Origin of the sequence: Chelativorans multitrophicus (assembly GCF_011317445.1) — a bacterium.
Classification (GTDB): Bacteria; Pseudomonadota; Alphaproteobacteria; order Rhizobiales; family Rhizobiaceae; genus Chelativorans; species Chelativorans multitrophicus.
Genome location: NZ_JAAAPL010000003.1, coordinates 417,208 through 437,035, shown reverse-complemented (window position 1 = coordinate 437,035; position 19,828 = coordinate 417,208). Strand labels below are relative to the sequence as shown.

Annotated in this window: 22 protein-coding genes and 1 tRNA gene; 10 read left to right on the top strand and 13 right to left on the bottom strand. The window is 60.7% G+C overall.

The window, feature by feature from the left end; genetic code table 11:
* Window positions 1–23 precede the first annotated feature (23 nt).
* The 6 genes from rimM (at window position 24) to leuC (ending at window position 4,372) form a co-directional block, all read left to right on the top strand.
* The gene (rimM, locus tag GNP00_RS16535) at window positions 24–650 is read left to right on the top strand and encodes a ribosome maturation factor RimM (protein ID WP_041544859.1); all 627 of its coding nucleotides are present in this window, start codon (window positions 24–26) and stop codon (window positions 648–650) included.
* A complete protein-coding gene (gene trmD, locus GNP00_RS16530) occupies window positions 647–1,354 on the top strand; it encodes a tRNA (guanosine(37)-N1)-methyltransferase TrmD (RefSeq protein WP_011582756.1) in 708 nt (235 codons plus the stop codon). The genes rimM and trmD overlap by 4 nt, the downstream gene beginning before the upstream one ends.
* Before the next feature lie 264 nt (window positions 1,355–1,618).
* Window positions 1,619–2,119 carry a 50S ribosomal protein L19 gene (rplS, locus tag GNP00_RS16525; RefSeq protein ID WP_011582757.1) on the top strand — a complete coding sequence of 167 codons (501 nt, stop codon included), beginning with the start codon at window positions 1,619–1,621 and terminating at the stop codon, window positions 2,117–2,119.
* Window positions 2,120–2,241: 122 nt separating this feature from the next.
* Window positions 2,242–2,736, top strand: a complete 495-nt coding sequence (locus GNP00_RS16520) for an MgtC/SapB family protein (protein WP_011582758.1) — start codon at window positions 2,242–2,244, stop codon at window positions 2,734–2,736.
* A gap of 21 nt (window positions 2,737–2,757) precedes the next feature.
* Entirely contained in the window at window positions 2,758–2,904 is a 147-nt protein-coding gene (locus GNP00_RS16515) for a hypothetical protein (RefSeq protein WP_011582759.1), read from the top strand.
* A gap of 58 nt (window positions 2,905–2,962) precedes the next feature.
* Window positions 2,963–4,372, top strand: coding sequence for a 3-isopropylmalate dehydratase large subunit (gene leuC / locus GNP00_RS16510; RefSeq protein WP_011582760.1), 1,410 nt, complete (start codon window positions 2,963–2,965; stop codon window positions 4,370–4,372).
* A 93-nt stretch (window positions 4,373–4,465) separates the two neighbouring features.
* Here the strand turns inward: leuC and GNP00_RS16505 are convergent, their stop codons facing one another.
* The 13 genes from GNP00_RS16505 to GNP00_RS16445 form a co-directional block, all read right to left on the bottom strand.
* Window positions 4,466–4,981: an RNA pyrophosphohydrolase gene (locus GNP00_RS16505; RefSeq protein ID WP_011582761.1), complete on the bottom strand. Its 516-nt coding sequence runs from the start codon at window positions 4,979–4,981 to the stop codon at window positions 4,466–4,468.
* Window positions 4,978–5,787 carry a divergent polysaccharide deacetylase family protein gene (locus GNP00_RS16500; protein WP_343034287.1) on the bottom strand — a complete coding sequence of 270 codons (810 nt, stop codon included), beginning with the start codon at window positions 5,785–5,787 and terminating at the stop codon, window positions 4,978–4,980. The genes GNP00_RS16505 and GNP00_RS16500 overlap by 4 nt, the downstream gene beginning before the upstream one ends.
* Before the next feature lie 439 nt (window positions 5,788–6,226).
* Window positions 6,227–7,561 (bottom strand): S41 family peptidase, encoded by a 1,335-nt coding sequence (locus GNP00_RS16495; protein WP_011582763.1) that lies wholly within the window; start codon window positions 7,559–7,561, stop codon window positions 6,227–6,229.
* Window positions 7,551–8,822: a peptidoglycan DD-metalloendopeptidase family protein gene (locus GNP00_RS16490; RefSeq protein ID WP_011582764.1), complete on the bottom strand. Its 1,272-nt coding sequence runs from the start codon at window positions 8,820–8,822 to the stop codon at window positions 7,551–7,553. Before GNP00_RS16490 ends, GNP00_RS16495 begins: the two co-directional genes overlap by 11 nt.
* 145 nt (window positions 8,823–8,967) lie before the next feature.
* Window positions 8,968–9,447, bottom strand: coding sequence for a 23S rRNA (pseudouridine(1915)-N(3))-methyltransferase RlmH (rlmH, locus tag GNP00_RS16485; protein WP_011582765.1), 480 nt, complete (start codon window positions 9,445–9,447; stop codon window positions 8,968–8,970).
* A gap of 169 nt (window positions 9,448–9,616) precedes the next feature.
* Window positions 9,617–9,991 carry a ribosome silencing factor gene (rsfS, locus tag GNP00_RS16480; RefSeq protein ID WP_041544861.1) on the bottom strand — a complete coding sequence of 125 codons (375 nt, stop codon included), beginning with the start codon at window positions 9,989–9,991 and terminating at the stop codon, window positions 9,617–9,619.
* Window positions 9,992–10,234: 243 nt separating this feature from the next.
* Complete coding sequence (locus GNP00_RS16475) at window positions 10,235–10,897, bottom strand: nicotinate-nucleotide adenylyltransferase (protein ID WP_011582767.1); 663 nt, start codon at window positions 10,895–10,897, stop codon at window positions 10,235–10,237.
* A gap of 4 nt (window positions 10,898–10,901) precedes the next feature.
* On the bottom strand, window positions 10,902–12,188 hold the full coding sequence (locus GNP00_RS16470) for a glutamate-5-semialdehyde dehydrogenase (protein WP_011582768.1): 1,287 nt from the start codon (window positions 12,186–12,188) through the stop codon (window positions 10,902–10,904).
* Window positions 12,172–13,344 carry a glutamate 5-kinase gene (gene proB / locus GNP00_RS16465; RefSeq protein ID WP_011582769.1) on the bottom strand — a complete coding sequence of 391 codons (1,173 nt, stop codon included), beginning with the start codon at window positions 13,342–13,344 and terminating at the stop codon, window positions 12,172–12,174. Before proB ends, GNP00_RS16470 begins: the two co-directional genes overlap by 17 nt.
* Window positions 13,341–14,390, bottom strand: coding sequence for a GTPase ObgE (gene obgE / locus GNP00_RS16460; RefSeq protein WP_011582770.1), 1,050 nt, complete (start codon window positions 14,388–14,390; stop codon window positions 13,341–13,343). The genes proB and obgE overlap by 4 nt, the downstream gene beginning before the upstream one ends.
* A gap of 114 nt (window positions 14,391–14,504) precedes the next feature.
* Window positions 14,505–15,098 (bottom strand): GNAT family N-acetyltransferase, encoded by a 594-nt coding sequence (locus GNP00_RS16455; protein WP_011582771.1) that lies wholly within the window; start codon window positions 15,096–15,098, stop codon window positions 14,505–14,507.
* A 119-nt stretch (window positions 15,099–15,217) separates the two neighbouring features.
* Window positions 15,218–15,487: a 50S ribosomal protein L27 gene (gene rpmA, locus GNP00_RS16450; RefSeq protein ID WP_011582772.1), complete on the bottom strand. Its 270-nt coding sequence runs from the start codon at window positions 15,485–15,487 to the stop codon at window positions 15,218–15,220.
* Window positions 15,488–15,584: 97 nt separating this feature from the next.
* Window positions 15,585–16,247, bottom strand: a complete 663-nt coding sequence (locus GNP00_RS16445; protein WP_041544862.1) for a 50S ribosomal protein L21 — start codon at window positions 16,245–16,247, stop codon at window positions 15,585–15,587.
* 258 nt (window positions 16,248–16,505) lie between these two features.
* Between GNP00_RS16445 and GNP00_RS16440 the strand changes: the two genes are divergently transcribed.
* The 4 genes from GNP00_RS16440 (at window position 16,506) to GNP00_RS16425 (ending at window position 19,460) form a co-directional block, all read left to right on the top strand.
* A tRNA-Ser gene (locus tag GNP00_RS16440) sits at window positions 16,506–16,595 on the top strand.
* Between the two features lie 260 nt (window positions 16,596–16,855).
* On the top strand, window positions 16,856–17,812 hold the full coding sequence (locus tag GNP00_RS16435) for a DUF72 domain-containing protein (RefSeq protein ID WP_011582774.1): 957 nt from the start codon (window positions 16,856–16,858) through the stop codon (window positions 17,810–17,812).
* 88 nt (window positions 17,813–17,900) lie between these two features.
* Window positions 17,901–18,143, top strand: a complete 243-nt coding sequence (locus GNP00_RS16430) for a hypothetical protein (RefSeq protein ID WP_011582775.1) — start codon at window positions 17,901–17,903, stop codon at window positions 18,141–18,143.
* 489 nt (window positions 18,144–18,632) lie between these two features.
* Window positions 18,633–19,460 carry a ferredoxin--NADP reductase gene (locus GNP00_RS16425; RefSeq protein ID WP_011582776.1) on the top strand — a complete coding sequence of 276 codons (828 nt, stop codon included), beginning with the start codon at window positions 18,633–18,635 and terminating at the stop codon, window positions 19,458–19,460.
* The last annotated feature ends 368 nt before the right edge of the window (window positions 19,461–19,828 follow it).

Genomic DNA, 19,828 nt, shown 5'->3' with positions numbered 1-19,828 from the left:
CCGCCGGTGCGATGGAAACCCACATGGCCAAGCCAAAAGCTCCAGCAGGGATCGAGAACCCGGTACAGCTCGCCGTGATCGGCGCAGCCCACGGCATCAAAGGGGAAGTCCGGGTCAAGACCTTCACAGAGGATCCGATGGCGCTCGGCAGCTATGGCCCGCTCCATATGGTGGACGGGCGGGTGCTCCAAGTGGCGGCCATACGGCCAGCGAAAGAGGTAGTCATCGTCCGTTTCAAGGGCGTTGATGGCCGCAACGCGGCCGAGGCTCTCAATGGCGAGGCGCTCTTTGTGGATCGGTCGGCACTGCCGGAAAAGCTCGAAGAGGAGGAGTTCTATTACGCCGATCTCATCGGCATGGCGGTGCTGGACGAGAAGGGCGAAAACCTAGGGCGCGTGGTGGCGGTCCACAATTTCGGCGCCGGCGATCTCCTCGAGTTCAGGGAAAATTCCGGACCGACCGTAATAATCCCCTTCACGCGAGACGCAGTGCCCGATATCGACCTTTCCAACAACACGATCCGCATCGACAGCATCACCGCCGGGCTCGACAATGCGGAACTCTCTGGGGAGGAGGATGAGGCCGAAGGGCCTGAATCAGCCCGCGGTTCGCGTCCGCGCGGACCGAAGTCGGCCGGAGAACCCCGTTGACCTTTCGCGCCACCGTCCTGACGCTCTACCCCGAGATGTTTCCCGGGCCGTTGGACATTTCGCTTGCCGGCCGCGCCCGCTCTGCCGGCACCTGGTCGCTCGAAACGGTGCAGATCCGTGATTTTGCAACCGACAAGCACCGCAGTGTCGACGACACCCCCGCCGGCGGCGGCGCCGGCATGGTGATGCGCGCGGACGTGCTTGCCCGCGCCATTGATCACGCTTCGCCGGAAGAGGATGCACGGCCCCGCCTGCTTATGAGCCCGCGCGGCAAGCCGCTGACCCAGTCCTTCGTGCGGGAACTCGCCACTGGACCGGGCGCGGTGATCGTTTGCGGGCGTTTCGAGGGCGTGGACCAGCGTGTCATCGAAGCACGCTGCCTGCTTGAGGTTTCCGTTGGCGACTACATCCTGTCGGGCGGCGAGCCGGCGGCAATCGTGCTGCTCGACGCGGTGGTGCGGCTCCTGCCAGGCGTGATGGGGAACGAATCCTCGGGGGCGGAGGAGAGTTTTGAAAGCGGGCTGCTTGAGCATCCTCAATATACACGCCCTCAGACATTCGAAGGGCGTGAAATCCCGGAAGTCCTCACTTCCGGCAACCATCGAAAGATCGCGGAGTGGCGGTCGGCGGAGGCTGAGCAGCTGACCAGGGAGCGGCGGCCAGATCTCTGGCTCGGATATCATCGAGCCAAGGGCGGGACTTGAACCTGCTGTTTTCGCAAATGGATGGATGCGCGCACCCGTTCCGCAATCGCGGTCGGCCGGGCTGGCTTTGCCGGGCGGCCGGTTGATTCCCTTGATGATCTCGTGTATGTCCGCGCCCACGGTTGCCATGGAAGGTTCGTGGCCCGGCATTAACCAAAGAACGTGAATTCGCTCCTGCGCCGCTCGGCGCACTCTTCAGGCGGTTAGATCACTGCCGACGGGACGAGCGCTCTGACGCTTCGAGAAGAACAAGAGGATACGACGATGGACCTTATCCGTCAGCTCGAGGCCGAGCAGGCCCAGAAGATTGCCGCCAAGCGCACCCTTCCCGATTTTTCGCCCGGCGACACGCTTCGCGTTCAGGTGCGCGTGACGGAAGGCAATCGCACCCGCGTGCAGGCCTTCGAAGGCGTCTGCATCGCCCGTTCCGGTTCTGGCCTGCAAGAGAATTTCACCGTTCGCAAAATCTCTTACGGTGAAGGCGTCGAGCGCGTGTTTCCCGTCTATTCGCCGCTGGTGGAGGCGGTCGAGGTGGTGCGCCGCGGCAAAGTGCGCCGGGCCAAGCTCTACTACCTGCGCGACCGCCGCGGCAAATCCGCCCGCATCAGCGAGAACACGGGCGCCCGCGCACGCAAGCTGAATGATGCCGAGCGCGAAGCTGCTGCCCAGGAGAGGGCGCGGATCGAGGCCGAGAAGGTCGCCGCCGCGGAAGCACTGGCCGCGGAGAAGGCTGCAGCCGAAGCCGCAGAGGCCAAGAGCGAATAAGCCGCAGCGCTATCAGATCCCGAAGGGAGCGCGTGCGCTCCCTTTCAAGACTCTGCATGCCACTGAAAATTGCATCGTGTCTGTAGCGGGAACCCCTTTCGCTGCGCCACGTTGCAGGCGGTATGGATATTCTCCTCGAAGAATTCTCCGCGCGCACGAGCTTGCCCTGGCAGATCATCGCGGCCCGGTTGCTCGCCGCCGTCATTCTCGGCGGCGTTCTTGGTTTTGAGCGTGAGCTTGCGGAACGACCCGCAGGCTTGAGAACACACATGCTGGTGTGCCTGGCTTCTGCCACCTTCGCCGTCGTCTCGATCGAGATCGTTTCGATGGCCGCTTTTCAGGACGATCAGGTGCGAGCGGATCCAATCCGTCTGGTGGAAGCGATCACATCCGGCGTCGCGTTCCTTGCTGCCGGGTTTATCATCTTCCGGCGCGGCACGGTGCGCGGCCTTACCACCGGTGCCGGCATGTGGCTTGCTGCTTCAACAGGTTTGGCCGCGGGCCTTGGGCTTTGGACCATCGCCCTACTTTCATGCCTGCTCGGCGCGATCGTCCTTGCCGTTTTGCGCCGGCTTGAGGTGCGCTTTTCGCTGAAGGAGCCGCCAGGCGAGGAATGACGCGCCTGCCGCGATTGCCGATTGATTGAAACGCTGATAAATATCCGGCCCATGGAAGAACTTTTTGGACACCCGGCCTACAAAGGTTTCGTGCTGCAGGACGTGAAACGCCTGCCCGGACGCTTTTTCGCGCGCATCTCCGGCGCGCTGCTCTGCCGACTTCCTTAAGCGGATAAATGGCCGCATGGGCCTTCGCTAGACCTCCGCTTTCAGGGACTTACCGACAATGACCGCACCACGCACGCTCTACGACAAGATTTTCGATGACCATCTGGTCGATCGCCAGGACGACGGAACCTGTCTCCTCTATATCGACCGGCACTTGGTCCATGAAGTAACCAGCCCGCAGGCATTCGAGGGCCTGCGCATGGCGGGACGCGCCGTGCGCCATCCCGAAAAAACGCTTGCCGTCGTTGACCATAACGTGCCCACCTCGCCCGACCGCAAATTCGGCATCAAGAACGAGGAAAGCCGTATCCAGGTCGAGGCGCTGGCCAAAAACGCGGTCGATTTCGGCATTGAGTATTACAACGAGGCCGACCGCCGGCAGGGCATCGTGCATATCGTTGGACCCGAGCAGGGCTTCACCCTGCCGGGAATGACCATCGTCTGCGGTGACAGCCATACCTCTACCCACGGTGCTTTCGGAGCTCTTGCGCACGGCATCGGCACGTCCGAAGTCGAGCATGTGCTGGCCACGCAGACGCTCATCCAGCGCAAGGCCAAGAACATGCTTGTCCAGGTGGATGGCAAGCTGCCGGATGGCGTGACGGCCAAGGACATCATTCTTGCGATCATCGGCGAGATCGGCACTGCCGGCGGAACGGGCCACGTGATCGAATATGCCGGCGAGGCGATCCGCTCGCTATCCATGGAAGGCCGCATGACGGTCTGCAACATGTCGATCGAAGGCGGCGCGCGCGCCGGCATGATCGCGCCGGACGAGACGACTTACGCCTATATCAAGGACCGGCCTCGCGCCCCGAAGGGGGCAGCCTGGGAGATGGCGCGAGCCTATTGGGAGACCCTCCACACGGATGAGGGAGCCCATTTCGACCGCGTGGTGAAGCTCGATGCGGCAAATCTCCCGCCAATCGTTACCTGGGGCTCCTCGCCGGAAGACGTGGTGTCGGTCACAGGTTACGTGCCCAATGCGGATGAAATCCAGGACGAGACGAAACGCCTTTCGAAGAAGCGGGCGCTCGAATATATGGGCCTGACCGCCGGCACCAAGATCACCGATATTGCGCTCGATCGCGTGTTCATCGGCTCCTGCACCAATGGCCGCATTGAAGACCTGCGCGCCGCGGCGAAAATCGCTGAGGGCCGCAAGGTGCATCCGCGGATCAACGCAATGATCGTGCCGGGCTCCGGCCTTGTGAAGGCGCAGGCGGAAGCGGAAGGCCTCGACAAGATATTCATTGAAGCCGGCTTTGATTGGCGCGAGCCGGGATGCTCGATGTGCCTCGCCATGAATGACGATCGCCTGAAGCCAGGCGAGCGCTGCGCCTCCACCTCGAATCGCAATTTCGAGGGCCGCCAGGGTTTCAAGGGGCGCACGCACCTGGTCTCGCCAGCCATGGCTGCCGCCGCTGCGATCGCCGGGCACTTCGTCGATATTCGAGAATGGAAGTAGAGCGGCATCATTATCTCTCCCCCGCGGGAGAGATAATGATGTAACGGCAGTTCCGCTTCGCTGCGGTCGAAAAAGGGGAGGTGTGACGCCGCTCTACCCGGCCAGGTGCCGAAAAGCCGCGACCACCTCCTCATAAACCTGTCGCTTGAACGGAACGATCAGCCTTGGCAGTTGCTCCATCGGCTTCCAAGCCCAGGCGTCGAATTCGGGTTCGTGATCGCCAGGGGGCGGATTGATGGCGATCTCGCTTTCCTCTCCCTCAAAGCGGAAGGCAAACCATTTCTGCTTCTGGCCGCGGAAACGGCCTTTGAGAGCCCTGCCGACCAAATGCTCAGGCAGGTCGTAAGTGATCCACTCGGGTGCTTCGGCAAGCAAGGAAACGCTTCGGATTCCTGTTTCCTCATAAAGTTCACGACGGGCGGCGGTAAGCGGATCTTCATTCTGATCGATACCGCCCTGCGGCATCTGCCACAGCATGGTGGTGCCATCCGTCTCGCTGGCGGTTTCGCGAATCCGCCTTCCGGCCCATACCTGCCCGGAACGGTTCAGCACCATAATGCCCACGCATGGCCTGTAAGGCAGATCCTCTGCCTTTATTTTCGCGGTCATCCCCCCTCGCCCCTTTCTGGATCAACGGCCACGGCGGAAATGGGCACGAGTTCGACGCCTCGTTTCCGGACCTCACCCGCCCAGGACGTAACAGCGTCGACTGTCGCGTTCAAAGCGATCCCGCTTCCCACCGCAAACCCTTTGGCGCGCGCGATGCGCTCCAGTTCATCGAGTTTCTTTAAGATGGCGCCGCGCTCACGCTCCTGATCGATGACATCGTCTCCGGCCACGAAGGGTACGCCCTTTGCAAGCGCGACCTCTTCGGCCAGGCTCCGCGCCGACATTCCATCGTCGAAGTAGAGTAGTCCGCGTTGGCTCAGCTCATCCATCAGCAGGTCCATGGCTTTCCGATCCGCGGTAAAGCGCGCTCCCATATAGTTCATGACGCCCGTATAGTTGGTAATGCGTGAGAGCACCCATCGCAGATTTCTGATGTTCTTGTCGGCTCCTACATTCGTAAGCAGCGTATATCGCCCCGGATTCGTCGAAGGATAGCCGGCGGGCTCCAGCGGGACTTGCATAATGACCTCATGGCCGTCCCGTCGCGCCTCTTGCATCCAGCGCATGAGGCTGTTGCCGAGCGGCGCAAAGGCCAGCGTGATTTCCGGTGGCAGTTTCTCGATCGCTTCCTGAGTGCCGGTTTGCGAAATGCCAAGGCCGCCAATCACGATGGCAATTCTCGCGCCGCGCGCACCGGACCAGGGCCGCGCATAGGCGTCGAACGGTCTCAACCCGTCAGCGGCGCGGACGGGCAGCGGCCCGAGTTCCGATTCCTCTATCAACGCGCGATCCGGCAGATGTGCCACGCGCAGATTTTGCCCGCCTTCAGCCAAACTATCACGAAAAACGAGGCCTCTACGGAGGGGACCGACGTCATCAGAATCGAGGTGAGGGATAAAGGTGCTATGCAGGCGAGAGGCGCTGGCAGCCTCAAGCTGGGGTGCCGGCTTGGCTGTGGCCGAAGGCGACCGCTCGCGGTCCGGCGACATGAAGGAGAGAGAAACGGGAGAAATCCCCTCTCTGAACGCGACTGTTCCGAAAATGCCTATCGCTGCTACTGCACAAAGGAAAAGAAAGGCGGCAATCGCAATGAGCGCTCGTCTCGGCGCTGGCGGCGGCGCGCCGTCCTGACCCAGCGGCTCGTCGAGTTCACTGCGAGCAGAGTCCATACATCCCCGCGACCGCCCCTATGTCGCCCCCGAAAAGCGGATGCGGCGCACCCTTCCTGAGATGCGCCGCTGATTGTTACTGCTGCTGGTTCATCACCGCTTTATCTGGGCTGGCAGGATATGCAGGATCCGTCTTCACGCCGCGGATGAGATCGAGTGCGTAGGAAAGCTGCACGTCCTCTTTCGGGTCCTGCGGCACATATGCGATCGAGCCGGACCCTTCTTCGTCTTCCTCCGCGCCGCGAATATGACCGCGCAGGTCGGACTCGCCGCGCGAAAGATCGACATCCTGCAGATCCTCGGGCAAAGGCTGTTCCACCTTGATATCAGGCGTGATGCCTTTGCCTTGGATCGACTCGCCCGAAGGCGTGTAGTACAGGGCGGTCGTCAAACGCAGAGCACCATTTTCGCCGAGCGGAATGATCGTCTGCACGGAGCCCTTGCCGAACGATCGCGTGCCGACCAGCGTCGCCCGGCGATGGTCTTTCAACGCACCGGCCACAATTTCAGAGGCGCTTGCAGAACCGCCATTGATCAGGACGACCAGTGGCTTGCCGCCGGTGAGGTCACCAGCCTGAGAGCTGAATCGTGCGATATCCCCAGACTCGCGGCCTCGCGTTGAGACGACTTCACCGCGCTCCAGAAAAGCGTCCGATACATTGACCGCCTGATCGAGCAGACCGCCGGGATTGAGCCGCAGGTCGAGCACATAGCCCTTCAGCTTGTCTTCAGGCACCTGCTTGCGGATGTCCTCAATGGCCGCGCGCAGGTCGTCCGTCGTCTTCTCCGTGAAGGAGGTGATCTTGAGATATCCGATATCGTCGCCTTCAACCCTCGACTTGACGGCCTTCACCTTGATCGTGTCGCGAATGATCTTGAAGGTCAGGGGCTTGCTCTGCCCCTCCCGCAGGACGGTAAGCTCGATGGGTGTGTTGACGAGACCGCGCATCTTGTCGACCGCATCATTGAGCGTCATCCCACGTACTTCCTCGCCATCGATCTTCTCGATGAGGTCGCCCGAAAGGATTCCGGCGCGCGAAGCGGGTGTGTCGTCGATCGGAGCCACGACCTTGACCAGCTCGTTCTCCATCGTGACCTCGATGCCAAGGCCCCCGAACTCGCCTTTGGTCTGCACGCGCATATCCTGCGCCGCCTCGGCATTGAGGTAGGAGGAGTGCGGATCGAGCGAGGTGAGCATGCCGTTGATGGCATTCTCGATCAATTTTTTGTCATCCGGCGGTGTCACATACTGCGCGCGCACACGTTCGAAGATGTCGCCGAAGATGGCAAGCTGTCTGTATGTGTCGGTGTCCGCCGCGATCGCTGCCGTGCCATTCGTCCCGTAGACGAGGCTCATGGCGGATGCGCCCATCAACGCACCGGCGAACAAGAGCGACAATTTACGAATCATTTCCCGTCCTTCCAGAGAATTCCCGAACCCACCAGAGCTTCGGGTCTATCGGTTTCCCGTCTTTCCTGAATTCTACATATAGTTCCGGCACCGCGCCATCCAATGTTGAAGCCGCAATACTTGCCAGGCGCGCCTCGCCCATCATTCCTACCGGCTCCCCAGCTAGGACGGATTGCCCAAGCGATACGTTCAGCCGGTCCAGCCCTGCCAGCACGATATGATAACCATCGCCCGGGTTCAGTATCAATAGCTGACCATACGACCGGAAAGGCCCCGCATAGAGCACCGTTCCATCCACTGGAGCGGTGACGATTGCGCCTGATTGTGTTCTTAGAATGTCACCTTTCAGGCTGCTTCCGGCTCCGTCGTCCTCGCCGAAGCGCTTGGCAAACTGACCGGAAACCGGCAATGGGACGAGACCTGCTCGCTTCGCAAAGGGCAGAGCCTCCGACAGCAGATCGCCTTCGTTTGCCTGCTTCCGGGCTTCAAGCACCTTGCTAAGAGACTCGATCTCCTTTTCGAGGGAGGCGATCAACTCCTGTAGATTCGTAGCGCGCTCGGCCAGTTCAGCCGCTTGCTCTCGCTCGGCCGCCATGCGCATTTCCGCCACCGCCTGAACGCGCCGTTTTTCCTCGAGCAAGAGCTTCAACCGCTCCTTTTCTTCAGCCTGTTCCGTTTGTTTCTGCTGAAGATTTTCCTCTTCCACCTCGATCGAAGTCTTCACACGCGTAAGGTCATCCAGATCGGCAATGAGCATTTCCGTCTCCGACCGCAGCTCCGGCACTACGGCGCCGAGCAGAATGGCGCTGCGAACAGAGGCAAGCGCATCCTCCGGACGAACGAGAATCGCAGGCGGCGGGTTCAGCCCCATGCGCTGCAATGCGCCGAGCACTTCGGCCAGCGTGCCCCTGCGGCTGGCGAGCGAAAGCCTGATCTTCTGCTCCTGGATCCCAAGGTTCTGCAGCCGCCGATCAATCTCAGCGATATCTTCGCCGAGCTTTCTCTCGGTCTTGACCGCTTGGATGAGGGAGGCGGTCAGGGCAGCACTGTCGTCTTTGATGGCCGCGATCTCCGCGGCGATTTCGGCCTGCCGCTTTTCTGACAGGGAGATCTCCTGCGATAAGCGGCGAAATTCCTCGACGCTCTCCCTCTGCTTCAAGTCGAGGCTGTCCACCGATTGCGCGAGACAGGGCGTGGCGAGAAAACCAGCCAGCACGAGAGCCGGGAAAAGGGCTCGCCCCACATGGCCGCTCGGTGGCACCTTCACCTCTCCATCGCAAGAATCTCACACAACCCTAAAAATAGATCGTTAACGAAGCATCAACCATGCAGAGGCGCTGCTTCAATCACATTTGACACAGAATGACGGATTCTCGAGCGGCATGCTTTCCATGCCACACACCTTGCTAGTCCCGGTGATACGGGTGGCCGGAAAGGATGGTTATCAGACGGTACAGCTGCTCGGCCAACATGACACGAACGAGCTGGTGCGGCCATGTCTGCGCACCAAAGCTGATGCTGAGGTCGGCCGCCGCCCTGACGGCATCGTCGTGTCCATCAGGCCCGCCGATCGCCATCACGATTTGCCGAAAGCCTGAATCGCGAAAAGACGCAAAGCGGTCGCCAAGCTCCCGCGAGGACAAATTCTTTCCTCGCTCGTCAAGCAATATCAACGCTCCGCCTTGTGCAAAGTCGAGGAGCTTGCGGCCCTCCTCCCTCTTTCGCTCGAGGGTGGATCTGGCGCGGCTCTCCGGTATTTCGCTCACACCGGCCAATTCCATTCCGATGGCCGGTCCGGCCTTTGCCGCGCGATCCAGATAGCGATCGGCCAGTTCCCTTTCGGGTCCAGCTTTCATACGGCCAACAGCATGTATGACGATACGAATGAAACCCTCACTCGTCAGCGTATCAGCATAACGCCTGAACAAATGACGCAGACGCTATCGGTCCCGGTAAATCGGAACCGCGAATATGGCGAATTCCATTCGCCTCAGCAGCTGCAGCGGCCTCGCCAGCCGGAGGGAGCCGGCGGGCTCTCAGCAAAGCCGCGACCGCTTAATGGAGCGTCTCGTCCTCCAGATCCGGAGTCTGCCACATCTTTTCGATGTTATAGAACTCTCGGACCTCCGGGCGAAACACGTGGACGACAATGTCACCCGCGTCGATCAACACCCAGTCGGCGCCTGACAGGCCTTCGACGCGTGCGTTGCCGAAGCCGGCATCCTTCAAGGCGCGGATAAGATGCTCCGATACCGCTGCGACATGACGGTGGGACCGGCCAGAAGCTACGATCATGTAGTCTGCCAGCGGAGACTTGCCTTGAATGTCGATGGGAACGATGTTTTCCGCCTTCGAGTCTTCCAGACTCTGGAGCGCTGTTTCTAGGGCGCGAGACAGGCTATCTTCACGTGTCCCGGCCGGCGAAGGCACAATTGCTGCCTTCTTCTGCAGTGCTGTTCTCAGTGTCTTTCCTTTCCAATAAGAACAACGAGACCGCGCAGCAATCACTGCGCGACAACCTATAGATAGTCAGACAAGCTTGTCAGTTTCAAGACAGCTTCTGCGCTGCGAAGAGGAAACTCCGGTAAAGAAAAGGTGTTCCTCTGCATTTTTCTCCCGGCCTTGCCAGAGAACTCCACCGTCGGGAGTAATCATGGCGGCCACTAAGCGCCCTTAAGGCTTAGCCGGCTCCACCGATTCGGGATCCTTCCCTCCCGCTTCGCCTCGAAGCGCTGTCGAGGACAGGGAAGAACGTGGACCATGAATGAAGGTCCAAGCCGGCGGCCAAAGTCGAGCAAGAAGCGGCGCATCCGTCTCGTCAATGCGGGCGTGGTCGAAAGTCTTGGCCATGGTGGAAGAAAGAAAGGAAAGGGTCGAGCCCGGCCGATCGATCACCGCGATCGGCACGCTGCGGACGATCTCGCGCCAGCGCTCCCATTTATGAAATGTGCGCAGGCTGTCGGCCCCCATGATCCAGACAAAGTGGATACCCCGGTTACGCTGCAGGACCAGATGAATCATATCCGCTGTGTAGCGGATATGGTGAGCCGCCTCGAAGGCCGTCACCTTTACGCGCGGATCCTTTGCGTACGCCTTCGACAGCGCAATGCGCTCGCCAAGTGGCGCAAGCTTGCTATGGTCCTTCAGCGGATTGCCGGGGGAGACGATCCACCACAGCTGATCGAGTTTCAGCCGGCGCAGCGCCGTTTCTGCCACAAGCGCGTGCCCCGCATGCGGAGGATTGAAGGAGCCGCCGAACAGGCCCACCGTCATATCCTTTTCGGCAAAGGGCATGCGCAAATAATGCGCCGCTACGTCTTCCCCGCCTGAAAGCATTCCCTCAGGGCCTCGTTTGGCCGCTGCCATGCACGCGGTATTTGAAGGAGGTGAGTTGCTCAACACCAACGGGTCCGCGCGCATGCATCTTGCCCGTCGCGATGCCGATCTCCGCGCCCATGCCGAACTCGCCACCGTCGGCAAATTGAGTGGAGGCATTGTGGAGAAGGATGGCGGAGTCGATCTCATTAAGAAAACGCTGCACAGCAACGGGATCTTCCGCCACGATCGCCTCCGTATGATGCGAGGAATAGGTCCCTATATGCTCGATCGCTTCGAAGACGCCATCCACCAGTTTAACGGAGATGATCGCATCCAGATATTCCGTGCGCCAATCTTCCTCACTTGCGGAGATCGCCGAGGGGAAGCGCGCCCGTACATCTTCGCCGCCACGGATCTCGCAGCCCGCTGCTGCCAGTGCCTCCAAAATCGGCACCAGGTGGGTACCAGCCACCGCGCGGTCGACAAGCAGCGTCTCGGCAGCTCCGCATACGCCTGTTCGCCGCATCTTTGCATTAAGGGCAAGTGCCACGGCCATGTCGAGCTTGGCAGAGCGGTCCACGTATAGATGGCAGATGCCTTCGAGATGGGCAAAGACCGGCACGCGCGCTTCATTCTGGACCCGCTCCACGAGGCTGCGCCCGCCGCGCGGGACGATCACGTCAAGATTACCGCCCAAGCCCCTCAGCATCTCGCCTACCGCTTCACGATCGGTAACCGGCACGCGCTGGATCGCATCCTCGGGAAGGCCCGCCTTTCGCAATCCTTCAACGAGACAGGAATGGATCGCCGCGGACGAAGCGGCCGAATCGGAACCGCCACGGAGGATCACCGCATTGCCTGCCTTCAGGCAGAGCGCGCCAGCATCTGCTGTCACATTGGGCCGGCTTTCATAGATAACGCCGATGACGCCGAGCGGCGTGCGCACGCGCTCGATATGGAGACCATTCGGCCGATCCCATTCGGCGATCACCGTTCCGACCGGATCATCAAGATCGGCGATGGCGCGTATTCCCTCGGCAATTGCCCTGACTCGCTTCTCGTCGAGCTTCAACCGGTCGAGAATGGCGGCGGAAAGACCGGCGGCCTCTCCCTTCTCCATGTCGGTTTTATTGGCCGCGAGAATCCTGCCCGTGTTTGCCTCAAGAGCCTCGGCCATGGCGAGGAGGGCTGCGTTTTTCCGTTCCGTGCTCGCAACGGCGAGCGGCCGGGCAGCAGCACGGCCGCGCCTGCCAAGCTCTGCCATGAGGGTAACGATATCGTGCTCCGACGGCTCACGCACCTGCAACATCGATTCCTTCCACCTTGCGATCCATGAGCTCGCCAGTAGGCCCGGAAAGGACCAGGTCGTCCCGGTGCACCATGGCCGCTCGCGCTTCGTAACCCAGGATTCCAGCAATATCGCCCGTTTTCAGCCCAGCGATCTTTACGGCATCGGCGGCATCATAGGCAACCAGCCCCCGGCCAATCTCACGCCCCGCGGAATCAACGATCGCCACGGTGTCGCCACGGGAGAAGACACCCTCGACCCGCCTCACACCTGCCGGTAGCAGGCTCTTGCCCTGAAGCAGCGCCCTCAACGCGCCGTCATCGATCCCGATACGGCCGGCGGGCTCGAGTTGACCCGCGATCCAGGTCTTGTAGGCGCGAACCGGCGTGGGGCTCGGCTTGAAGAGGGTAGCGCGCGCGCCGCGCTCGATCGCGGACAGCGGGCCGCGCTCCTTCCCCGATGCGATGATCATTGCCGTACCCGCCGCGGTGGCGATCCGCCCGGCATCGAGCTTGGTGCGCATGCCCCCTCGGGATAGCTCCGAGGCGGCAGCCCCGCCCATAGCCATAATTTCCGGCGTGATGGCATCCACGACCGGGATGAACTTTGCCGCAGGATCGCGCTCGGGCGGAGCCGTGTAAAGCCCATCCACATCGGACAGGAGTATGAGGAGGTCGCCGCCCATCATAGTGGCGACGCGCGCAGCCAACCGGTCGTTGTCCCCGTATCGGATTTCGCTGGTCGCCACGGTGTCGTTCTCATTGATGACTGGAACGGCCTTCATTTTGAGAAGCGTCGAGATCGTTGCCCGGGCGTTGAGGTAGCGGCGGCGTTCTTCCGTATCACCCAATGTAACCAGCACCTGGCCGGAGATGAGCCCGTGGCGGCCGAGCTCGCCCGACCACGCGCCCGCAAGTGCGATCTGCCCCACGGCCGCCGCGGCCTGGCTCTCCTCGAGCCTTAATGTGCGCTTTCCAAGGCCCAGCACCGTGCGTCCCAGGGCAATGGCGCCGGAGGATACAACGAGCACTTCCGTGCCAGCCGACATGAGCCGGGCAATATCGTCAACAAGGGCGGCGAGCCACTCACGCTTCAACCCTGCCGCGCGATCGACCAGCAGGGCAGAGCCGATCTTCACGGTCACGCGGCGATAAGAGGAAAGCGAAATTCCACTCATGAGTCGGCCTGTTTCTGCCAGCGTTCGTTTGCGGTCTCAGCGGCGCGCTCTTCTTCACGGGCCGCTTGCACCACACGCATCAGCGCCCGAAGCACGTCCTGAACTCCTTCTCCGGTTGCAGAGGAAAGGGGAAGGGCAGCGCGGCGCGCTGCCTTTTTGAGGGCAGCGAGTTTTTCCCTGCGCTCTTCCTCGTCCAGCAGGTCAATCTGGCTCAACGCAACCACTTCCGGCTTCTCCGAAAGGCCATGGCCATAAGCCTTGAGCTCCCGGCGCACGGTCTTGTAGGTGGCCGCGACATCTTCTTCCCGGGCGGATATCAGGTGCAGAAGCACGCCGGTGCGTTCCACATGGCCCAGGAACCGATCTCCAATGCCCACCCCCATATGCGCCCCCTCGATCAAACCTGGAATGTCCGCAAGAACGAACTCCCGCGCGTCAATCCGCACCACGCCCAGGTTGGGGTGCAGCGTCGTGAAGGGATAATCGGCGATCTTCGGTTTCGCGGCCGTAACAGTTGCAAGGAAGGTCGACTTTCCCGCATTGGGAAGACCGATCAGACCGGCGTCGGCAATCAGCTTAAGCCGGAGCCATATCCACAGCTCCTCGCCTGGTAGGCCGGGATTGGCACGGCGCGGCGCCTGGTTGGTCGAACTTTTGAAGTGCTGGTTTCCGAATCCGCCGTTTCCGCCTTTAAGAAGGAGAAAGCGCTGGCCGACTTCGGTCAGGTCACAGATCAGCGTTTCGTTGTCTTCCTCATAGACCTGCGTACCCACCGGTACTTTCAGGACCACATCGTCGCCCTTGGCGCCCGTGCGATTTCGCCCCATCCCATGTATGCCGGGTTTTGCCTTGAAGTGCTGCTGGTAGCGATAATCGATAAGCGTGTTGAGCCCCTCCACCGCTTCGATCCAGACATCGCCGCCGCGGCCGCCGTCACCACCGTCGGGCCCGCCGAACTCGATGAATTTCTCGCGGCGAAACGAAACCGCGCCGGCACCGCCATCGCCGGCGCGGATGTAAACCTTGGCTTGGTCGAGAAACTTCATCGTACAGCTCTTTCTTTGCGAGCCTCATCTAGCGCATAGCGCGCCCAAGAGCGAGAGTGCTGACGAAAACGCGCGGGTTTTGAAGCAACCCGCGCGTCTCTTGATGCCCGCATTCTATTTCCCTGCCCCCCAGCTTCTGAGGCTTACCCATGTCCTGCGGTCAAGCTGGTACCTCTCGATCGGCACCTTGCCGGCCACGAGCGAGTCCATCATCCCTTGGCCGACATACTGGAAACCGCATTTATGGATCACCCCGCGCGAGGCCTCGTTGATGACACGGCAGGCGACATTCAGCTTATCGATATCCGTCGCCCTGAAGGCGAGATCGACAAGCGCATGCGCTATCTCGGTCGCGTAACCATGTCCCCAATAGCGCTCGCCGATCCAGTAGCCCAGCTCCAGCCCGTATTCGCGGATATCCAGACCGGCGCATCCGATAAATGCACCGCTGTCGGCGAGTGCGACCGCATAATGGCAACCGGAGCGATCCCTCGACCGACTGCCGCGAACGAAGGCGGTAGCATCAGCTTCGGAATAGGGGTGCGGCATGCGCGAGAGCATTTCCGCGACGCGACGATTGTTCGCCAGGTCAGCCATCTCGGGAATATCATCCTCATGCGGCGGACGCAGGACCAACCGCTCGGTCACGAGAACGGGGCATTCGATTCTTAAACTCTCGCCCTCTGCCTCTTCAGTTTCGGCAACCATTGCTATTCCTCCGGACAAAAAATTAGGGGAGATGGCGACCCATCTCCCCTGAACCTTTTCCGGATTTTGCCGGACACCGGGCTCCCAGATGGGCCGCCGGTGTCTTGGTACGGAACCGGCTACTCCGCTGCTTCCAGAATCGGGTTTACCGACACGTAGGTTCGCCCGTTCGCCTTTTTGGCGAAGGATACGGCACCGGCTTGGAGTGCAAAGAGCGTGTGATCCTTGCCCATGCCGACATTCGCGCCGGGATGCCACTTCGTACCGCGTTGGCGAATAATGATGTTGCCGGCAAGCACAGCCTCGCCGCCGAACTTCTTCACGCCAAGGCGCTTGGATTCAGAGTCGCGACCGTTGCGCGACGAACCGCCAGCTTTTTTGTGTGCCATGACTAAAACTCCTTCGCGTCACCGGGACGCATTCGTTTGCTATATGAACGCTTGCGCGCCCAAATGCAATTCCGTTTTACTGGGGTCAAACCCCGAACTACTTCGCAACCTCTTTGGCCTGCTCGCGCCAGTCCTTGATCTGGTCGGTGCTGAAGGGCATCGCCTCGTCAATGCGTGCGATATCCTCGTCACTAAGGGCGGCCAACTGAGCGAAAGTGGTAAGCCCCTGCTCCTTAAGCTGGCCCGCGGCCACCGGGCCGATACCCTTGATGACCGTCAGGTTGTCCGGCTCACCCTCAGGCGCACTGAAGAGAGGCGCAGCTTTGGTCTCCCGTGGCGAAGCTCCCTTTTCAGCGGCTTCCTTCTTGGCCTTCGCGGGCTTTTCCTCTGCCGCCTTCTCTTCGCTCGTTGCTGGCTTGGCGGCGACCTTCTTGGAAGGCTTCGCTCCATCGAGCAGGATCTCGGCAATTCGCACGGTGGTCAAAAGCTGACGATGGCCACGCTTACGGCGCGAATTCTGCCGCCGGCGCTTCTTAAACGCGATGACCTTCGGACCGCGGCCCTGCTCCACCACTTCCGCCGCTACGCTGGCGCCCTCGACAAAGGGGGCCCCAATCGTAACATTCTCGCCCTCGCCAACGGCAAGCACGTTGCCGATCTGGACAATCTCGCCGACCTCGCCCGCGATACGCTCGATCAGGAGCGTATCGTTAGCGGCGACGCGGTATTGCTTGCCGCCGGTTTTTATGACTGCGAACATCTTTCTGCCTTTCAGTGCTCGGTCCGGCATGGCCTAAGGTGGCCTGCCGTCTTTTTATCAGTCGTTGAACAGAAGCGCCCTGCGCCCCACGAAAACAGCGGCGCGGAGACTCTCCCCACGCCGCAGGTAGCGGCTCAATACCGGAAGAGGAAAAAATGGTCAAGATGAAGCGCCAAAAATGCGCTGGTTCGGCCTTGTGTCGCGGCAACAACGCCGCTATCTAAGCGCCGCTGCATTCGGACGTGCAAGCGTCCGCGCGGAGAGGTGGCTGAGTGGTTGAAAGCACCGCACTCGAAATGCGGCATACTCGCAAGGGTATCGGGGGTTCGAATCCCTCCCTCTCCGCCATTATCTCGCTCACCGCAGTTTCGCTTCGCTCAACGCCACCGCGGGGCGGCCTGACCGGCCGACGGGCGGTCTCCCGCGATGATGAGAGTTCGAAGGTCCCCTTTCTCTCCGCACCTTTTTAGCCATGATGCGATCTCGCCGATGCCCCCCGCGCCCCTGCAGAGCCAAGGATCGGCGGCCATCACCGCGATAAAGCTCTAACGGGAACGATGTGACGGCGCTTTCCGTTCTCCGGTGAGGCGAATCCGCGAGAGCACCCAATGGCGAAGCGAGGGACAATCCGGGTCGGCATTTCGGGCTGGACGTATAAGCCCTGGCGAGGCGTCTTCTACCCTGCCGGCCTGCCCCATAAGCAGGAGCTTTCCTATGCCGCGCAGCACTTCCGCTCAGTGGAGATCAACGGGACCTTCTACAGTATGCAGTGGCCCGAAAGCTTCGCTCGCTGGAACGAACAGACTCCGGATGACTTCGTCTTTGCCGTGAAGGGCTCACGCTACATCACCCATATGAAGCGGCTCAAGGACGTGGAGACGCCGCTTGCGAATTTCCTTGCCTCCGGAGTTCTCCGGCTCGGCGCAAAGCTTGGCCCGATCCTCTGGCAGTTTCCTCCGCAGATGCGGTTCGATCCGGAGCGTTTCGAGCCGTTTTTCAAGCTTCTGCCCAAAACCTCGGAGGAGGCAGCGGAATTGGCAAAGCGGCATGACGAGCGGCTTGAAGGCCGGGAGTGGACGAGGGCTTTGGGGCGGCGGCCGCTTCGGCACGCCGTGGAAATCCGGCATGAGAGTTTCTGCACTGGGAAATTCATCGAACTTCTGCGGCGCTACAACATCGCATTGGTTTGCGCTGATACGCCGGAATGGCCGCTGCTCATGGATCTGACTGCGGATTTTGTCTATTGCCGTCTTCACGGCGCCGAACAGCTTTATTCCAGCGGCTATGACGACGACGCGCTGAACTGCTGGTCAATTCGAATGGACGCCTGGGCCAAAGGCCACGAGCCGGCGGATGCCAATCGGGTACTTGCGCCGACAAAGCCACGGGTGGGTGGCCGTGATGTCTACGTCTATTTCGATAACGACGCCAAAGTACACGCCCCATTCGACGCGGCGAATTTGGCGGCGCGATTGGGAACAGGTGAGCGTTTGCATCGCGAAAAGGCGGAAAAAGGGGAGCGGCGTAGCCGGGAACCCGCTGCCGAAGGGATCGCGCAAACGTGAGGTTGCGCAGCTTTCCCCAAATCTTGCGCGCGCGTATTCTTGGGTGGCCGGCAATTGGCTGAACCCGCCGGCCTCGAGGAGGATACAGATGATGTTACGTTCTGCAGTCTTCGCTTTTGCCTTACTTGCAACCCCTGTGGCAGCGCTCGCAAACCAATGCCCCGCGCTTATGTCAGAAATCGACGCGGCCTTGCAAACCGCCCAGCTCTCCGAGGCCGACCGGGCCAAGGTTATGGAGCTTCGCGCCAAAGGAGAACAGGAACACCAGGCGGGTGATCACGCGGCATCCGAGGCTTCCTTGGGTGAAGCAAAAGCCATTCTCGGGATTTGAGGAATCCCGCGGGCGCGTTGTGGCCAAATGGCCATAGCGCGCCTGTTTCAATCGGCTATTTGTTTCTGAAACAATAGGTTAGGGGTTCTGATGATGCGAGGCTACGGTCAAGCCGCGGCAACGCGCGCATTGCTCTCGGTTGATAAATCGCTGCTCGACCACGGAACGAGAAGGCCTCGACTAAACCGCAGCCGACCTCGAAGCTAAGTTCCGTATCGAAATTTACGGTGGCCTCGTCCATCAGTTGCCTGGTCCATGATTTGGCCCAGCCTTGACCTCGACCGGGCTTAGGATTAAGGCGCCAAGCTCGCGCTGGACAAGGGGAGGTTCGAACCCCACATGGTTCTAGGCTGCGTAATGGCAGCCATGGTTGCGCACCTTTTCTCAGTCAGGGCAAAAATCCAGAATAGTAATCCTTTAGCTCTGCACCTTTTTGAAATAGTCGATAGCCATGTTGCCAGTGTCATAGGCCGCCAAAGAGGAAGAAGAATGAGCACTGCCGCGCTGCAAAATGTTGAAGCCGCCGACAAGCTGGAGTTCCCGATCCCAGCCGGCGTCTACGCCGAGCGCGTGGTCGCGGTGAAGCATTATACGGACCGGCTCTTCTCTTTTCGTATCACTCGGCCGCAAACTTTCCGCTTCCGCTCCGGCGAGTTCGTAATGATCGGCTTGCCAAATGCGGAAAAACCGGTTTTTCGCGCCTATTCGATCGCGAGCCCCGCATGGGATGAAGAATTGGAGTTTTTCTCCATCAAGGTACCGGACGGCCCGCTCACCCAGCACCTGCAAAAGATCACGCCGGGCGATATCGTGCTGATGCGTCAAAAATCCACGGGAACGCTGGTGAACGACGCGCTTACGCCGGCAAAGCGCCTCTACATGATTTCCACGGGCACCGGCATTGCGCCTTTCGCAAGTCTTATCCGTGACCCGGAGACCTACGAAAAATTTGAGCAGGTCATTCTGACCCACACCTGCCGCGACGTGGCTGAGCTTACTTATGGTGAGGAACTGGTGGCTGCCACCCGTGAGGACCCGTTGATCGGGGAGTTCACGCTCGGGCGGCTGCACCATTTTACCTCCACAACCCGCGAAGCCTCAGATCACGTGGGCCGCATCACGACGCTTGTGGAGAATGGCAAGTTGTTCCAGGCACTCGGGACTGAGCCGTTCAATCCGGCCAATGACCGCATCATGATCTGCGGTTCCATGGCAATGCTGAAAGACGTGAAGGCGCTTGCGGAAAAGGCCGGCCTCAAAGAAGGCTCCAATGCGGAGCCGGCCGACTTTGTCGTCGAGCGCGCATTCGTCGGCTAGCAGCCTTGGATTTGTGCAGGCGCAGTGCCTGCCCGGCATCAAGTTCCAGTACGAAAGTCACGCAGCCATCGCGTGCTTGTAAGAAAGACGGCGGTCCCCGTTGATTTCACGCGGCATCGACCGTGCTGCACCCTGGCGAGGCACGTCAAGACGCCTCCAGAGCCAACCTATGCCGCCGTGCCGACTGAGCGCCGCGCCGATGAAGGCTGTGACGGATCCTGGAACCGTCGGCCTCTGAATTCAACCGATGGTCAAAGGAAATCCATCCCCGGGCTTAATCGGGATCGATCATCATTCGGGGAGGACAAAGCTCTGCCGCGTCGGAAGCGGTTTTGAAGTGCCCGCCCACAACAGCACATGGGAGACGG

Excerpts from the sequence above, each read along its gene's own strand:
- rimM (WP_041544859.1), top strand. The coding sequence starts at position 24 with ATGGCCAAGCCAAAAGCTCCAGCAGGGATCGAGAACCCGGTACAGCTC.
- rplS (WP_011582757.1), top strand. The coding sequence starts at position 1,619 with ATGGACCTTATCCGTCAGCTCGAGGCCGAGCAGGCCCAGAAGATTGCC.
- GNP00_RS16520 (WP_011582758.1), top strand. The coding sequence starts at position 2,242 with ATGGATATTCTCCTCGAAGAATTCTCCGCGCGCACGAGCTTGCCCTGG.
- leuC (WP_011582760.1), top strand. The coding sequence starts at position 2,963 with ATGACCGCACCACGCACGCTCTACGACAAGATTTTCGATGACCATCTG.
- GNP00_RS16505 (WP_011582761.1), bottom strand. The coding sequence starts at position 4,981 with ATGACCGCGAAAATAAAGGCAGAGGATCTGCCTTACAGGCCATGCGTG.
- GNP00_RS16495 (WP_011582763.1), bottom strand. The coding sequence starts at position 7,561 with ATGATTCGTAAATTGTCGCTCTTGTTCGCCGGTGCGTTGATGGGCGCA.
- GNP00_RS16475 (WP_011582767.1), bottom strand. The coding sequence starts at position 10,897 with ATGCTTTCAGGCGGGGAAGACGTAGCGGCGCATTATTTGCGCATGCCC.
- GNP00_RS16470 (WP_011582768.1), bottom strand. The coding sequence starts at position 12,188 with ATGTTGCAGGTGCGTGAGCCGTCGGAGCACGATATCGTTACCCTCATG.
- proB (WP_011582769.1), bottom strand. The coding sequence starts at position 13,344 with ATGAGTGGAATTTCGCTTTCCTCTTATCGCCGCGTGACCGTGAAGATC.
- obgE (WP_011582770.1), bottom strand. The coding sequence starts at position 14,390 with ATGAAGTTTCTCGACCAAGCCAAGGTTTACATCCGCGCCGGCGATGGC.
- GNP00_RS16455 (WP_011582771.1), bottom strand. The coding sequence starts at position 15,098 with ATGGTTGCCGAAACTGAAGAGGCAGAGGGCGAGAGTTTAAGAATCGAA.
- rpmA (WP_011582772.1), bottom strand. The coding sequence starts at position 15,487 with ATGGCACACAAAAAAGCTGGCGGTTCGTCGCGCAACGGTCGCGACTCT.
- GNP00_RS16445 (WP_041544862.1), bottom strand. The coding sequence starts at position 16,247 with ATGTTCGCAGTCATAAAAACCGGCGGCAAGCAATACCGCGTCGCCGCT.
- GNP00_RS16435 (WP_011582774.1), top strand. The coding sequence starts at position 16,856 with ATGGCGAAGCGAGGGACAATCCGGGTCGGCATTTCGGGCTGGACGTAT.
- GNP00_RS16430 (WP_011582775.1), top strand. The coding sequence starts at position 17,901 with ATGATGTTACGTTCTGCAGTCTTCGCTTTTGCCTTACTTGCAACCCCT.
- GNP00_RS16425 (WP_011582776.1), top strand. The coding sequence starts at position 18,633 with ATGAGCACTGCCGCGCTGCAAAATGTTGAAGCCGCCGACAAGCTGGAG.